A 15,794-nucleotide genomic window follows, 5' to 3' on the forward strand; every position below is an offset into this window, starting at 1 on the left:
GTAATGAAAACAACAATACATATATTGTTGTCTTTTTTTGTTTGTTAAAATATTGATTTTTCAGTCTATTCTTATTTATACTAAATGTATTGGACAGGGAAGAGCAACTATTAAGCATCATTCTGAGAATAAGGTATTGTTAGCGTGGGTTATACAAAGTGGTATAAAGATTCGCAAAATAAATATTATAAAAAGTTGCGGGGGAATTGGTACATGAAAAATAGTATGACTTACATTCAATTATTAAATGAAACGTTACGTTGTTATGCAAATAAAGGAAGTTTTGAAGCGTACAATTATATAATGGAAAACGCTACAGGTGTAATAGGGAATGAGGCGCAAATATATAATTTTAAGTATGCACTCGCAAGTGCATCGGGACTTGAAAAAGAAGCATTACATTTAATGAGAGAGGCCATTATAGAAAAGGGATTCTGGTATGGAAATGAGTATTTAATTTCCGACGAAGATTTAAAATCACTACATAAATTTGAAGAATTTCATACAATGGTGCAATTATGTAAAGAAAGAGAAGAATTAGCACATAAAAAGGAAAGACCAGATGTGAAATATATATACAGCAAGAAAGAAGGAAATCTACTACTTACATTGCACGGTGACCAAGAAAATATTCAAATAGTAGAGCCATATTGGAAATCAGTTTTGACACAAGATTACACGTTAGCTTTACCACAGTCTTCACAAATTCAGTTTTCAGATGGATTTGTTTGGGATGATATAGAGAGAGGGAACGAGGAATTAAAAGGGCATTACAATAAGTTTATAGAAAATCATACAGTAGAAAGTGTAATCATTGGTGGTTTTTCTGCAGGGGCGAGAGTAGCTTTATATACGATTTTACAACAAGATATAAATGTAGATGGTTTTGTTTTTATGGCACCATGGCTTCCGGAGATTGAAGAATGGGATGAGTTGCTAAGAGTGCTGAAGGATAAACATATAAAAGGATATATAGTATGCGGGGATCAAGATGAAGATTGTTTCGAATCCACGCAGCAATTTGTACAACTATTAAGAGAGAAAAATATAGAACATAAGTATAAAGTTGTGCCTGACTTAGATCATGATTATCCTATTAACTTTGAAGAGCTATTAAAAGAAGCTATTGAATATATAGGAAATGAAAACAATAAGTAGTAAGAAAAAGAGATGCATCACATGTGATGCATCTCTTTTTAGAATTATAAATTAAAAGCATTTGCTAGTAAGCGATAAGAATTTAATTTATGTTCAAATTGATGAGTAATCGTGACAATCATAAATTCGTCAGTATTGTATGCTTTGCTTAAGTTTATTATTTTTTCTTTTACAGAAGACGAATCACCAACAATCATACGTTGACGATTTTCTTTTATACGGAATAAATCATAAGCGCTGTATGAATAATTTTGAGCAGTTTCAATAGAAGGTGTACCAGTAGTTCGTTTTCCTTGCTCTAATAATAAGATTGATAAATCTAAACTAGAAGCAATTTTTTCCGCTTCTTCATTTGTTTCTCCGCATATAACAAAGATGGCAACGATTGAATTAGGCTTATCTCCTAAAAATGAAGGCTCATATTGTTCTTGGTAAGCCCTCATAACTTCAGGGCCTCCGAAGCCGTTAATAAATTGTGCAAATGCGAAAGAAGCTCCGTTGTTTGCAGCAATTTTAGCGCTCTCTCCGCTAGAACCGAGCATCCACATTTCAGGAGACGTTGGGATAACTGGAGTGGCTTTTAAGTTTGCATAGTGATGGTTTTCTGGTACTTGATCATGTAAGTACATTGCAACGTCTGCAATTTGTTCTGGGTATTGATCAAGTGAGACCATTTTCCCTTCTTGAAGTGCGCGAGTTGCTATTGGCATACCACCAGGCGCTCTACCAACACCGAGATCGATGCGGTTCGGATACAATGCTTCTAGAACACGGAAATTCTCAGCAACTTTATATGGGCTATAATGCGGTAACATAACACCACCTGAACCGACTCTAATACGGTCCGTTTTTGCGGCAATATGAGAAATAAGTATTTCTGGACTTGAACCAGCTAAGCTTACGGAATTATGATGTTCGGATACCCAAAAACGTGTGAATCCGAGTTTTTCAACTTCTTGTGCAAGCGTAACTGTATGTGAAAAAGCTTGGGCTGCTGTGCTACCATCTGAAATAGGTGATTGGTCTAATACACTTAACTTGATCATAGAATATACCTCTCAATCTTAATGTACATCCTATTATATATTTACTTATGAAAAATGCGTAGTGAAATGCTCAAAATGAAAAGCGGATAATCTTATTTCCGCTTTTAACGAGAAAATCCGCGTTCATAATGATTCATTTCGACTAGATTTAAAATATATTCATAGTTGTCAATTTCACGCTTTAGTTGTTCACGTTCTTTTTCAGATAGTGTCATATTGCTAAGTTTTTTACATAAGTTTTGTTTCTTTAATTCTAAATGTTTTTTTGTAGCATCGTAGTCATAAGTATGTTTCATTTTTAACCACTCCTTCTTTGTAGTTGCTATATTATACGAAGTATAAAGAAAAGTGAGATCTGTCTCTTATGTACTTTTAGTGAATATTCAAATTGCAATGGTGTTATGTTTATGGGGATTTATGAATAAAATGCACTAAACCACTAACGTCCATTTGATGAAGTAAGGGGTGGAATTGTGCAGAAAGATATAATGTATAACACTGAAATGGATGAAGCGTTAAAAGTTATAGATAAAGGATTGAAGAAGACGATAAGCCCAAAACAGATTATTGTAGTGGGAGCTGGTATGGCTGGGTTAGTTTCAGCATCTTTATTAAAGGCTGCAGGACATGATGTGAAAATTTTTGAAGCAAATAACCGGGTAGGTGGCCGTATAGAAACAGTGAGAATGGAAGATACCGGATTATATTTAGATGTTGGAGCAATGAGGATTCCGTATTCGCATACATTAACGATGGCATATATAAGAAAATTTGGGCTACAGGTGAGACCTTTTATTAATAGGAATGAGACGGATATTATATACGTAAATGGACGGAAAACGACGTTAAAACAATATGAAAAAGATCCAAGTATTCTAAGATATCCTGTGGAAATGAATGAAGTTGGAAAAACGTCAGAGGAATTATTAATGTTAGCGGTACAGCCCATTATAAATTTTATAAAAAAGAACCCAGAAAAAAATTGGGATATTGTTGTAAAGGATTTTGGAAGATACTCTACTGGGCAATTTTTAAAGTATCATCCTTATCAGTATAATACTTACTTTTCGCCAGTAACAATTGAGATGATTGGTGTTCTATTAGATTTAGAAGGTTTTTTGGAACGATCGTTTGTAGAGACTTTACGCTTTCTATACATTATGCAAGAGGAGAGCGGATTTTGTGAAATTGTGGGCGGGAATGATAGATTGCCAAAGTCATTTTTACCGCAATTAGAAGAAAATATTATATATAATCAAAAATTAATGAAGTTACATCAACACGATAATGGTGTGACAGCTTTCTATCGGAACGAGGAAACTTTTGAATATAGTAGTATTACAGGAGATTTAGTTATTGTTACCATTCCGTTTTCGACAATGCGTTTTGTAGAAGTAGATCCGTTTGATTCTATATCTCATGAAAAATGGAAAGCAATTCGTGAATTACATTATATGCCTGCAACGAAAATAGGAATTCAATTTAAAAGCCGATTTTGGGAAGAACAAGGACAATTAGGTGGCAGAATTATAACAGATTTGCCAATTCGTTATGCCTATTATCCAAGTTATGGAATTGGGGAGAAAGGACCGGCTATGATGTTAGGTAGCTATACATGGTCTTATGACGCGTTGTTATGGGATGGTTTATCAAAAGGGGATCGTATTTATTACGCATTACACAACTTAGCAACAATATTAGGTGGTCAAGTGTATGATGAGTTCATATCTGGAATTTCAAAAAGCTGGACATTGGATCCGTATGCGCTTGGAGGATTTGCACTTTTTCAAGCAGGTCAAGAATCTGAGCTGCAACCAGCGATTGTCAAACCAGAGGGGAGAATATTCTTCGCTGGAGATCATACAACGCTATATCACGGATGGATTCAAGGTGCGATTGAATCTGGAATTCGTGTAGCGGTGGAAGTGAATGAGTAAAAGGTTTTTAATTCAGAAAATTCTTTACTATATAACTTGAGATGGATATTATTATATATAAAAGAAATATAGGGAGTGTTTACAGTGAATCCGTTATTATTCGATTTTCCTTCTGAATTTTATACTGACAGGCTTTTTATTCGAATGCCGAAACCAGGAGATGGTAAAGTTGTATATGATGCAATTCAGGCTTCAATACAAGAACTAAAACCTTGGATGATGTTTGCACAAAAAGAGCAAACAGAGCAAGAAGTAGAAGAAAGTATTAGAAAATCACATATTCAATTTTTGCAACGTGAGGATTTAAGATTACTAGTATTTTCGAAAGAAACAGGTGAATTTATTGCTTCAGCCGGATTACATCGTATTAATTGGGATATACCTCAATTTGAAATCGGATATTGGATTGATACAAGGTTTAGCGGAAAAGGCTATATGGTAGAGGCTGCGAAAGGTATAACGGATTACGCTTTTTCTGAATTAAAAGCAAACCGTGTAGAAATTCGTTGTGATTCTTTAAATAAGAAGAGTAGAGCGATACCTGAGAAATTAGGGTTTAAGTTAGAAGGTACGTTAGAAAGTGCGAGTGTTGCGGTAGATGGAAACGGATTAAGGGATATGTGTGTATTTGCCATGACTAGAAATACATATGAAAAAGAAGAGCTGTAAAAAAACAGCTCTTCTTTTTATGCATTATGGTACAGGATGTCCATTAGAGCTTTCGAAAATTGTAAACCATTGTTGACGGTCTAAGTTAACTTTTGTAGCAAGAGCGGCAGTTTTTACGCGATCTAATTTACCAGAGCCAACGATTGGCATCATATTAGCTGGATGAGCAAGTAACCAAGCATACATAACCGTATCGATACTAGAAACACCTAGCTCAGTAGCAACTTTTTGCACAGTTTCACGTACACGTACGGCGCGTTCTGATTGACCAGTAAAAATCTCCCCACCAGCAAGAGGTGACCAAATCATTGGATTGATTCGTTTTTCTTGGCATAAATCAATTGTCCCTTTTTCAAAATGCTCAAGCTGTAATGCAGAAACTTCAATCTGGTTCGTAATAAGTGGGAAATCTAAGTACGAACTTAACATATTAAATTGTGAAGGTAAGAAGTTAGATACACCGAAGTAACGAACTTTTCCTTCTTGTTTTAATTGTGAAAATGCTTTTGCCACTTCATTTGGATCCATAAAAGGATCGGGACGATGAATAAGTAATACGTCAATATAATCTGTATGTAAATTTTTAAGTGATGCTTCTACACTTTGCATAATATGCTCTGTACTAGTATTGTAGTGAGCAACATATCGCTCTGGAAATTTCGGTGATGGGGGAGCGATTCCACACTTTGTAATAATTTGCATGTTTTCTCGTAAGGAAGGCTTTAATTGTAAAGCTTCGCCAAATAACCCTTCACACGTATATGCGCCGTAAATATCAGCGTGATCAAAAGTAGTAATTCCCATATCCATACAATCTTCAATGAAAGAAAGTAATTCTTGTTTCGTCATATTCCATTCTGCTAAACGCCAAAATCCTTGAATAATACGAGAAAATTCTAGCGTCTCAGCCATTTGAACTCGCTCCATTATAAGTACCCCCTTGATGAATAATAATGTTTTGAAAAGGCTTTCTTACTACATATTATTATATAGTTAATTAGGTGTACAGACAATAAATATGTTTTGCTATAAAAACGATTTTTTCTATCATGCCTTTCGAGAGGACTCCCATCTCTAAACGTAAATGAAGGTGGTGAGGTGAATCGAAAGAAATATTTTATTTTTGAGAAAAAAACGGAAACGTATGTTCTTTTTTGCTATAATATCCTTAACAAGGAGGTGAATAAAATGACAAAGGAAAATCCGTCAAACTATAAAACTCTTCAAATTTGGATTAAAAAAGGGCATGGTATGTATTCTTATTTTCAAGAATGTTGTCATAACGCTAAGAACATGTACAACACCACAAACTTTTATATACGCCAGGTGTACACTGGATTAACACAAGAAAAAGAGTTGCAGCCTTTGCAAAAAGAAGTTCTGGATAATATTCATAAAAATATTGGTAAGATGAATGACACACAACGTCTTGCCTATCAGAAGAAATTGGAAAAAGAGAAATTAAAGCCTAAAGAAGAACAGAAAGAGATTACATGTAATTTGTTTTCAGAACCTAATTTTGAAAAACCTTATGTAGATTACAACTTTCTAGATGCACTATTTAAGGCTATGATTCAAAATGATTATCGAGCTTTGCCTACGCAATGTAGCCAGTCAATCATGAAAGGTTTGTTCCAAAATTGGAAATCTTTTTTTGCTAGTTTAAAAGACTATAAAAAGAATCCAAACAAATATGCTGGAATGCCTAGGATTCCAAAGTATATTCGTTCTTCTGAAAAAGAGATTCTGTATACAAACCAAGATTGCATCATTAAAAACGATAGATTTTTAAAGTTTCCAAAGACGAAATTGCAATTAAATATTGGGAAATTAGGTTTCACTGAAGGTAAACTGAAACAAGTTCGTGTGATTCCAAAATACAATGAATATGTAGTGGAATTGGTAATTGATGTTCCTTCTGAACAACAAATGATTGAAGAGAATGCTCGTTATATGAGTATTGATTTAGGTATTGATAACCTTGCAACCATCGTAACAAACACAGGTATGAAACCTGTCCTTGTTAAGGGCAAACATGTCAAAAGCATAAATCAATATTACAACAAAATGAAGAGTCATTTTACAAGCATTCTTAGAAATGGAAAACAAACGAATGAAGGACCTTTTACTTCTAAAAGGATAGAAAAACTTCATCAAAAACGTTACTTGAAAATAAAAGACGTCTTCCATAAAGTTAGTCACCACATCGTAAAACTAGCTCAAGAAGAAGAAGTTTGTAAAATCGTTATTGGTCAAAACAAAAGTTGGAAACAAGAAACGAATATGGGAAAAAGAAATAACCAATCGTTTTGTCATATCCCGCATAATTTACTGATTCAAATGATTACATACAAAGCAAATGCTGTAGGCATTCAAGTTGTTGTAACTGAAGAATCATATACATCGAAAGCAAGTTTTCTGGATAACGACTTCATTCCAACGTATGGAGAAAATGACCAAAATACAACTTTTTCAGGAAAACGAATAAAGCGCGGTATATATCGTTCAGCAAATAAAACTTTAATTAATGCAGATGTAAATGCTGCGGCTAACATTTTACGAAAAGTAATCCCAAATGCATGGACAAATGGGATAGAGGGGTTAGGCGTGAAACAGCTCGCTAATGTGTTAACTCCCCTGACGTTAATCGTTCGTTAGGTCGAAACGTTAGAAACCCCCACTTCAAGCTTTGTTAAGTGGGGGAGTGTTCATATGCTATAATGTAGAAACATATAGGTATAAGGAGAGGTACGAAATGATTCCAGTAACAATATTAACTGGTTTTCTTGGATCAGGGAAAACGACTTTATTAAATCGTATTTTATCAGAAAATCACGGTAAGAAATTAGCGGTGATTGTAAATGAAATAGGGCAAATTGGCATTGATAATCAGTTGATTATGAATGTGGAAGAAGAAATTATGGAAATGACAAATGGCTGTTTATGTTGTACTGTACGTGAAGATTTACTCGTCGCTTTAAAACAATTACTGGACGTAAAAGCAGAAGGGAAAATGGATTTTGATGGTTTAGTAATTGAAACGACTGGCCTTGCAAATCCAGGGCCGATTATTCAAACATTCTTTTTAGATCCAGTCATCCAATCTGCTTACCAAATTAACGGTGTTGTAACGGTGGTAGATAGTTATCATATACATAAACATTTTGAAAAAGGATTAGAAGCAAAAGAGCAAATTGCGTTTGCTGATGTCGTTTTAGTAAATAAATTAGATTTAATTGAAGAGAATGAGAAAGAACATCTCTTGCATGAAATTCAAGGGATTAACCCGACTGCAAAGTTAATTGAGGCGACTAACTGTGAGGTAGATATACCATCTTTATTACAAATCCAAACATTTAAAACGAAAGATACGTTGCAAATTTACCCTCATAAAGAACATAACCACTTAGAAGGTGTGAAATCATTTGTATTACGTGAAGAACGTCCGCTGGATTTACAAAAGCTTAATGAGTGGATGTCAGCTGTCGTTCAAGAGCTAGGGGAATATTTATATCGTTACAAAGGAATTTTATCAATAGATGGAGTAGATAAACGTATCGTTTTCCAAGGTGTACATACGTTATTTGCTGCTTCGTACGATAGAGAGTGGCAAGAGGGCGAAGAGCGAGTAAGTGAAGTAGTTTTTATCGGAAGAGATATTAATAAAGAGTGGTTCCAAGAACATTTCGAGGAGTGTGTGAAATAAGTCTGCGTAAATTGCAGGCTTATTTTTTATGAGCATTCTATTAGATTGCAAAACAGAATTAAATAAGGGGGAGAAACTAAAAATTGATAAATGTATAATAAAAAGCCTGTTTTCACAGGCTTGTATTTTCGTCTATTAGTAACTCCATTACAACACCTACAACTGGACCTTCATCATCAATATCCCCATTTAAGCGGAAACCAAATGATTCATACAGTCCCATTGCAAGTTTGTTGTCTGGATGTAAACTTAAGTAAATTATTTTGCATTCAAATTTTTCTTGTAATAATTGAATGAGTAAGCGAAGGAAACGTTTTGCGTATCCTTTTCCTTGATATTGTTGGTCAATCATAAAGCGATCGAGCCATACACTTTTATGTTTTACTGAATACCATCCATACATTGCGTATCCTACAAGTGTTTCTCCATCATATAAACCTACTGACGTTCCGTTTCCTTCATATAATGATTCTGCTAAAGAAAACGCGTTACTTTCAATAAATTGTTGCTGATCTTTTGCGACGTCTAAAGCAACTACTGAACGCCAATTTTTTGCTGTTACTTCACAAATGTGAAGATTCATAATTCCAACTCACCTTCTAAATTAATATAGCTTTAAAGCTAATATGGATAATTTTACTTGTTATTTTGGTCAAGTCAAGGATAAATACATAAAAAGGCAGCTGAATAACAGATTCAGCTGCCTAGAAAGTATAATGGATTAGTTTGTTGCTTCTTTCAATGTATTTACGTTTTCTTCCATTAAAGTGAAGTAATCTTTATTATTTTTTGCATCATCTTCAGAAATAGTAGCTAAGTGATTTAAGCGTAAAACTTTTGTACCAGTTTCTTTTTGAATTACGGATGCTACTTTTGGAGTAGAGAATGTTTCGAATAAAATATATTTTAGATTATGTTCTTTTACTGTTTTTGTAATGTCAGCAAGCTGCTTTTGAGATGGTTCATCAGAAGCTGAAATTCCAGCGATAGGAATTTGTTTTAGGCCGTATCGTTGTTCCCAGTAACCATAGGCAGCATGAGAAACTAAAATTTCTTTCGTTTTTGCGTTCGCTACAGCTGCCTTAAATCCATCGTCTAAATCAGTAAATTTAGTTTGAAGTGCTGCAAAGTTTTTTTCGAATTCTTGTTTATGTTCAGGTTGTAATTCTACAAGTGCATTTTTAATTTTTTCTGCCTGTTTCATCGCTAGAGTAGGATCTAACCAAACATGCGGGTCTTTATCGTGATGATGTTCATCTTCTTTATGGCCATCTCCATGATCATGATGCTCTTCTTCAGTAGAAGCACGAAGCTCAATACCTTTAGATGCATTTACAATTTTAACATTTTCTTTTTGTAATGTTTTTTCCATTTTTTCAGCAAATGGTTCTAATTCAGCGCCGTTATAAACAAATAAATCGGCTTTTGCAACTTGTACTGTTTGTTTTTGACTTGGTTCAAATGTATGTGAATCTGCACCAGGTGGGTAAATCGCTTCAACATTTACATAGTCGCCACCGATTTTCTTTGTGAAATCAGCAAGTGGGAAAATCGTTGTATAAACTGTTAGCTTTCCATCTTTCTTGGCATTACTTTCTTTTTTATTTGAGCAGCCAGCGAAAATTAAGGTAAAAATAAGTAAGAATGAAAATATAGTCAATCTTTTAGGCATGAAGTTCTCCTCTTTTCTTTTTTACGGATATATTTTCCCCAATAATAGAAGAAAAATATCATTTTAATGCAAAACGGAATAATTACGTTTTAGTTTGCGAACTTAGTATAATACATCTTTAATAAAGTTGCAATAAATAATAATCATTCCGATTTGTTTTTGTTATAAAGTTGTCAAATATAGGTGTATTATTTTTGCAAATGCATGCATATGTGACAACGCTGTTTTCATATATTGAAAAGGAGGTAAAGAGGGGGATGAGCGCTTGGGTTACTTAATGGAAGCTATTTTATTAATATTAGCGGTAGTATTGCCATTATCTTTCGTATTAATTTTTTTAAGAAGATTAATAAGTAATTTAGGGGACGCTACAACAATAACGAAATTACAAGAGAGAGATGAGAAAAAAGAGTGAGTAAAGCACTATGCGTACGCATAGTGTTTTACTTGTGGTAAAATAAGAGCAGGAAACTCCTAAAGGTTGTATTTTACTGAAGGAGAGAAAAGTAAAATAAGAGGTATATGCATATATGAATAAGCGAACAGCGTTAATACTCGGTGCAAGTGGTTTAGTTGGACAAGAGATAACGCGTCTATTACTTGAATCAGATTACTACGATTCGGTTACTATTTTTGTAAGAGAGCCAATGCAAATGCAACATGAGAAGTTACAGCAGAAACAAGTTAATTTTTCGGTATTAGAGGAATATAAAGAGTTCTTTGCTGTGGATGATGTTTTTAGTTGCTTAGGAACAACAATAAAAAAAGCAAAAACAAAAGCAAATTTTAAAAAAGTAGATTATGAATATACGTTACGAGCTGCGTGTTTAGCTGAAAAACAAGGGGTACAAAATTTCCTTGTCGTGTCTTCTATGGGAGCGGATCCTAAATCATTCTTCTTTTATTCACAAGTGAAAGGAAAAATGGAAGAAGAATTGCAAAAGTTAGTGATTGGTGGTATTCACATTTTTAGACCATCATTATTAGTAGGAAATCGACAAGAATTTCGTTTCGGCGAACGAATGGCTGAAAAGTTATCTCGTATTATTCCGTTTATCTTTAAAGGAGCTTTTAAAAAATATAAACCAATTTCAGCTAAAGATGTGGCGAAAGGGATGTATATAACCGCGCTGCGAGAAGAATCAGGTATCCATACTTATAATTCAAATGAAATTACAACGATAGAATAAATAAAACCGAGAAGAATGACTTCTCGGTTTTATTTATTCGTATGAATTTTTCCTGGTGCTCGCTTATATTGGTGAGGTTCTTGCAATTCAAAGCCAAGTTCATTGGCCGCTATTCTCGGAAAATACGGATTGCGAAGTAATTCACGTCCGATAAAAATTAAATCTGCTTCGTTATTATTTAAAATTTGCTCTGCTTGTGGCCCAGTCGTAATCAATCCAACTGCACCAGTTGCAATCTTAGTATGCTCTTTAATATGTTTAGCATATTGTACTTGATACCCAGGATAAACATCGATGCGTGCAGGGACAACAGCTCCAGAGCTACAATCGATTAAATCTACTCCTTGTTCTTGCATCCATTTTGTATACTGAACATAATCTTGAACTGTTAACCCGTCAGGATGATAATCATTTGCTGAAATACGGACAAATAACGGTCCGTTCCAAACTTCATTTATCGAGTCAATGATTTCGCGTAAGAAACGATAGCGGTTTTCAGGTGAACCACCATATTCATCAGTCCGCTCATTGGAAAGCGGAGAAAGAAATTCATTAATAAGATAACCGTGAGCACCGTGTATTTCAATAACATCAAATCCAGCTTGTTTTGATCGTACTGCAGCTTGCTGAAAAGCTAATACAGTATCTTTAATTTGGTGTTTGCTCATTTCTATTGGCATTTTCATTGTTTCATTAAATGGAATGGCTGAAGGAGCTAACGCATCTGTTTCTAATTCTGCTTTTCTTCCGGCGTGAGCGAGTTGAATGGCAGCTTTTGCACCATTATCATGTATAAAAGTAGTCGTTTTATGTAAGCCTTCAATTAGGTTGTCATCCCAAATGCCTAAGTCTTTATTTGAAATTCGACCTTCAGGTAACACGGCTGTTGCTTCAATCATAACTAAACCAACTTGACCGGCAGCTCTTGTTCCATAATGAATGAGATGGAAATTCGTTACTTGGCCATCCCCGTTTTCCGATGAATACATGCACATAGGTGACATAACAATCCGGTTTTTTAATGTAACGTCCTTAATTGTATAAGGTGAAAAAAGTTCGGAATTCATCCAATAGCCTCCTAAATTGAATTTTCTTACATTGTATCATTCTCTTTTTTGTTTCTCTAATAAAACGCTTATACGAAAAATTTTGTATATTCGTGTTACAATGACTAATATGAACTGAATTGGAGGATGGCATATGTACCAGGCTTATTATGAAAGCGAAGTAGGTTTGCTTGAAATTACAGCGAATCAAGAAGGAATTACGTCTGTTATATTTGTTGATGAACGACAAGAAGAAAATAAAAATGAAATGATAGAACAATGTATAAATGAGTTAGATGAATATTTTAAAGGGAAAAGAAAAGAGTTTACGGTCCCGCTGTCTGCGGAGGGAACAGCATTTCAAAAAAATGTATGGGATGCACTTTATACTATTCCATACGGCGTAAGTGCTTCATATTTAGATATTGCAGAGAAAGTTGGAAATACAAAAGCTGTACGGGCAATAGGAGGGGCAAATAGTCGGAATCCAATTTCAATAATTGTTCCATGTCACCGTGTAATAGGAAAGAGTGGAAAGCTTGTTGGATATGCTGGTGGTTTATGGAGGAAAGAGTGGTTATTAAAACACGAAGGTATTTTGAAATGACGTATGAATGGGAAGAGGGATTGTTTTGAAATGTATAAATTGTGGGCAATCTTGCGAGGAGGAACAGTTAAATTGTGCAAGTTGTCAGCGAAACTTGGATAATGAACAAGAGGAAGGTAGCTCGTTAATAGATAAAGAACTAGAAGTATATGTAGGGAGACAATATCCGTATTACAAAAGGAAATGGGAACTTGAGAATAAGCGGATTGCTAGGTGGAGTTGGAATGGTTGGGCTGCTATTTTCAATATAGGCTGGCTAGGATATCGTAAGTATTATGTACCAGCTGCTTTATTTATGTTGTTATTAGTAGCGTGTGATGCATTTTCGTATTATATGGGATTTAATGTAGCGTTGCCAATCATTAATATGGTGCCTCTTACGTTTTTATTACTCATTTTTATTCTGTTTGGAATGGGGATTTTTGCAAATGGATTATACTATCAATTTGCGGAAAGACGTATATACCGAATAAAAGCAAGAGAAATAAAAGATAAATCAGTTGAAAACTATCTAATCAATGATAGCGGCGGAACGAGCAAAATGGGAGCGACAATTGTTACTATTTTAGCAGTTGCTAGCATATTTTTTAGTCATTTCTTTTTTCCAACTGATCGAGACGTTATTCAAAAGGTTCGTACAAGCTCGCTTTATGAATATCCTTTCTTTTCAATAGGTGAATCTTTCGAAAATTATTTTCAAAATTCAGGTTGGATATATTATCGTGGAACGGAAGGGTTAGAATTAGTAGAATTCCAAGGATATAACACCGGAACGCCAAGACAAAAGGTGAAGATTCAATTTGTTGTCGATTATAAATTAGGTGAAGTGGAACCATACTCACTTATGGTTAATGGTGAATCTAAAACTGAAGAAGAGTTTTTGAAGCTGATGGAAGAAATATTTAAAGTTCAAAATCCATTTGATATAGAGGATGGATTACAAGTAAATGCTATTCAAGAAAGCGGCTGGAAAGAAATTTCCGATCGCTTTTTTCTATGTTTGTTAAAATAAATATTTAAAATAATCAGAATCTTTTGTATAATAAAATATATTATATAGGATTTAACTTATACATATAGATTGGGGGAAGGAAGAATGAAGAGAAAGACAACAACAATTGCTGCACTTGCGTTAACGACGAGTGTATTGGTTGCAGGGTGTGGGAATGGTGAGAAGGCTTCGATAACGAAGAAAGAATCGAATAAGGGAATGGCAGATAAACAAGTTTTAAATTTGCTAGAAACAGCTGAAATTCCTTCAATGGATACGTCTAAATCAACGGATTCTGTATCTTTCCGTGTATTTGTAAATGCAATGGAAGGTTTATATCGTCTAGATAAAGATAATAAACCAACACCAGGTATGGCAAAAGATGTGAAGATTAGTGAAGATAAAAAGACATATACATTTGAATTACGTGATGCGAAATGGTCAAATGGTGATCCAGTTCGAGCACAAGATTTTGTATATGCATGGCAACGTACATTAGATAAAGCAACAGCGGCAGAATATGCATTCATTTTATTTGATGTGAAAAATGCACAGAAAGTAAATAAAGGTGAATTACCAGCAGATCAATTGGGTGTTAAAGCGAAGGATGATAAAACGTTGGTAGTAGAATTAGAGCAACCAGCACCTTATTTTCTTGAGCTTACGTCGTTCCCTACATTTTTCCCATTAAATGAAAAATATGTGAAAGAGCAAGGAGATAAATACGGATTAGAAGCAGATAAATTAGTATATAATGGACCATTTACAATGAGTCAATGGAAACATGAACAAAATTATCAGTTAAAGAAAAATCCTAATTATTGGGATAAAGATACTGTAAAGTTAGACGAAATTAATGTAAGTATTGTGAAGGAAACAAGCACGGGAGTAAATTTATATGATAGTGATCAAGCAGATCGAGTTATTTTAACTTCTGAATTTGTTGATAAATATAAAAAGAATAAGCCAGATGAATTTAAAACGAAGTTAGATCCACGCATATATTTCTTACGTTTTAACCAAAAAAATGCAACATTTAAAAACCAAAAAGTACGTGAAGCGATTGATTTAGCATACGATAAAAAAGGAATTGCTGATGTCATTTTAAATGACGGTTCATTGCCAGCATATTTCTTAGTACCTGAAAAATTCACGACAGGTCCGGATGGAAAAGATTTCCGCTCTGTAAATAAAAACTTCCGTGATAGTAAAGATAACGCAGAGAAAGCAAAAAAATTATGGGAAGAAGCGAAGAAAGAGCTTGGTCAAGATACAATTACGGTTGAATTACTAAACGATGATAACGGTAGCCGTAAAAAAGTAGGCGACTTTATTAAGGAAGAACTAGAGAAAAACTTGCCTGGTATTAAAGTGAATTTGAAACAGCAACCATACAAGCAGAAGCTAGATTTAGAAAAGAAATTCCAATATGAATTCTCATTATCTGCATGGAGCCCTGATTATCCGGATCCAATGACTTATATTGATATGTTTGTTACTGGAAGCTCATTTAATGAAATGGATTATTCTAATCCGAAGTATGATGATTTAGTAGCGAAATCAAAAGGAGAGCTATTAAAAGATGATAAAGCACGCTGGAATGCACTTGCGGAAGCTGAAAAAATCTTAATTGGTCAAGACGCAGCAATTTCTCCTACGTACCAACAAAGTACAGCTTATTTAGAGAAGCCATTTGTAAAAGGCATTGCTAACCATACGTTTGGCGGGGACTTCAGTTATAAATGGGCATATATTACAAAAAAATAGTATAA

The 15,794-nt window shown here is 34.3% G+C and carries 16 protein-coding genes; 10 read left to right on the forward strand and 6 right to left on the reverse strand.

The genetic code is table 11. The features are described 5' to 3' along the window. Window positions 1-213: 213 nt before the first annotated feature. The gene (locus ACTFRY_RS14070) at window positions 214-1,158 is read left to right on the forward strand and encodes an alpha/beta hydrolase (RefSeq protein WP_098616386.1); all 945 of its coding nucleotides are present in this window, start codon (window positions 214-216) and stop codon (window positions 1,156-1,158) included. A gap of 44 nt (window positions 1,159-1,202) precedes the next feature. Here the strand turns inward: ACTFRY_RS14070 and ACTFRY_RS14075 are convergent, their stop codons facing one another. After that, complete coding sequence (locus tag ACTFRY_RS14075) at window positions 1,203-2,204, reverse strand: LLM class flavin-dependent oxidoreductase (protein WP_016117644.1); 1,002 nt, start codon at window positions 2,202-2,204, stop codon at window positions 1,203-1,205. A gap of 104 nt (window positions 2,205-2,308) precedes the next feature. Next, window positions 2,309-2,500, reverse strand: coding sequence for a DUF3896 family protein (locus ACTFRY_RS14080; protein ID WP_000683359.1), 192 nt, complete (start codon window positions 2,498-2,500; stop codon window positions 2,309-2,311). A 177-nt stretch (window positions 2,501-2,677) separates the two neighbouring features. Between ACTFRY_RS14080 and ACTFRY_RS14085 the strand changes: the two genes are divergently transcribed. Then, window positions 2,678-4,141, forward strand: a complete 1,464-nt coding sequence (locus ACTFRY_RS14085) for a flavin monoamine oxidase family protein (protein WP_001168113.1) — start codon at window positions 2,678-2,680, stop codon at window positions 4,139-4,141. Between the two features lie 84 nt (window positions 4,142-4,225). Continuing rightward, entirely contained in the window at window positions 4,226-4,810 is a 585-nt protein-coding gene (locus ACTFRY_RS14090; RefSeq protein WP_001068740.1) for a GNAT family N-acetyltransferase, read from the forward strand. A 24-nt stretch (window positions 4,811-4,834) separates the two neighbouring features. On the opposite strand, the gene ACTFRY_RS14095 is transcribed toward ACTFRY_RS14090, so the two are convergent. Continuing rightward, a complete protein-coding gene (locus ACTFRY_RS14095) occupies window positions 4,835-5,737 on the reverse strand; it encodes an aldo/keto reductase (protein WP_044795773.1) in 903 nt (300 codons plus the stop codon). Between the two features lie 261 nt (window positions 5,738-5,998). Here ACTFRY_RS14095 and ACTFRY_RS14100 point away from each other — a divergent pair, with 261 nt between their 5' ends. Next, window positions 5,999-7,468, forward strand: coding sequence for an RNA-guided endonuclease InsQ/TnpB family protein (locus tag ACTFRY_RS14100; protein WP_098616385.1), 1,470 nt, complete (start codon window positions 5,999-6,001; stop codon window positions 7,466-7,468). A 97-nt stretch (window positions 7,469-7,565) separates the two neighbouring features. Then, window positions 7,566-8,516, forward strand: a complete 951-nt coding sequence (locus ACTFRY_RS14105; RefSeq protein ID WP_000613419.1) for a CobW family GTP-binding protein — start codon at window positions 7,566-7,568, stop codon at window positions 8,514-8,516. Window positions 8,517-8,628: 112 nt separating this feature from the next. Here the strand turns inward: ACTFRY_RS14105 and ACTFRY_RS14110 are convergent, their stop codons facing one another. Continuing rightward, on the reverse strand, window positions 8,629-9,099 hold the full coding sequence (locus tag ACTFRY_RS14110; protein ID WP_001048681.1) for a GNAT family N-acetyltransferase: 471 nt from the start codon (window positions 9,097-9,099) through the stop codon (window positions 8,629-8,631). 138 nt (window positions 9,100-9,237) lie between these two features. Continuing rightward, window positions 9,238-10,188, reverse strand: coding sequence for a metal ABC transporter substrate-binding protein (locus ACTFRY_RS14115; protein WP_098616384.1), 951 nt, complete (start codon window positions 10,186-10,188; stop codon window positions 9,238-9,240). A 265-nt stretch (window positions 10,189-10,453) separates the two neighbouring features. On the opposite strand from ACTFRY_RS14115, the gene ACTFRY_RS14120 reads away from it, so the two are divergent. Both ACTFRY_RS14120 and ACTFRY_RS14125 read left to right on the forward strand, forming a co-directional pair. Then, the gene (locus tag ACTFRY_RS14120) at window positions 10,454-10,603 is read left to right on the forward strand and encodes a hypothetical protein (RefSeq protein WP_000540932.1); all 150 of its coding nucleotides are present in this window, start codon (window positions 10,454-10,456) and stop codon (window positions 10,601-10,603) included. Window positions 10,604-10,718: 115 nt separating this feature from the next. After that, window positions 10,719-11,378, forward strand: a complete 660-nt coding sequence (locus ACTFRY_RS14125) for an oxidoreductase (RefSeq protein ID WP_001042738.1) — start codon at window positions 10,719-10,721, stop codon at window positions 11,376-11,378. 29 nt (window positions 11,379-11,407) lie between these two features. On the opposite strand, the gene namA is transcribed toward ACTFRY_RS14125, so the two are convergent. Continuing rightward, window positions 11,408-12,445: an NADPH dehydrogenase NamA gene (gene namA, locus ACTFRY_RS14130; protein WP_001083643.1), complete on the reverse strand. Its 1,038-nt coding sequence runs from the start codon at window positions 12,443-12,445 to the stop codon at window positions 11,408-11,410. Between the two features lie 133 nt (window positions 12,446-12,578). Here namA and ACTFRY_RS14135 point away from each other — a divergent pair, with 133 nt between their 5' ends. The 3 genes from ACTFRY_RS14135 (at window position 12,579) to ACTFRY_RS14145 (ending at window position 15,789) form a co-directional block, all read left to right on the forward strand. Next, the gene (locus ACTFRY_RS14135) at window positions 12,579-13,031 is read left to right on the forward strand and encodes a methylated-DNA--[protein]-cysteine S-methyltransferase (RefSeq protein WP_000283913.1); all 453 of its coding nucleotides are present in this window, start codon (window positions 12,579-12,581) and stop codon (window positions 13,029-13,031) included. Between the two features lie 7 nt (window positions 13,032-13,038). Further along, window positions 13,039-14,043 carry a DUF2628 domain-containing protein gene (locus ACTFRY_RS14140; protein ID WP_080480394.1) on the forward strand — a complete coding sequence of 335 codons (1,005 nt, stop codon included), beginning with the start codon at window positions 13,039-13,041 and terminating at the stop codon, window positions 14,041-14,043. A gap of 84 nt (window positions 14,044-14,127) precedes the next feature. Further along, on the forward strand, window positions 14,128-15,789 hold the full coding sequence (locus tag ACTFRY_RS14145) for a peptide ABC transporter substrate-binding protein (protein ID WP_098616383.1): 1,662 nt from the start codon (window positions 14,128-14,130) through the stop codon (window positions 15,787-15,789). Window positions 15,790-15,794: the final 5 nt, after the last annotated feature.

Origin of the sequence: Bacillus cereus group sp. MYBK195-1 (assembly GCF_051916605.1) — a bacterium.
GTDB classification, from domain to species: domain Bacteria; phylum Bacillota; class Bacilli; order Bacillales; family Bacillaceae_G; genus Bacillus_A; species Bacillus_A cereus.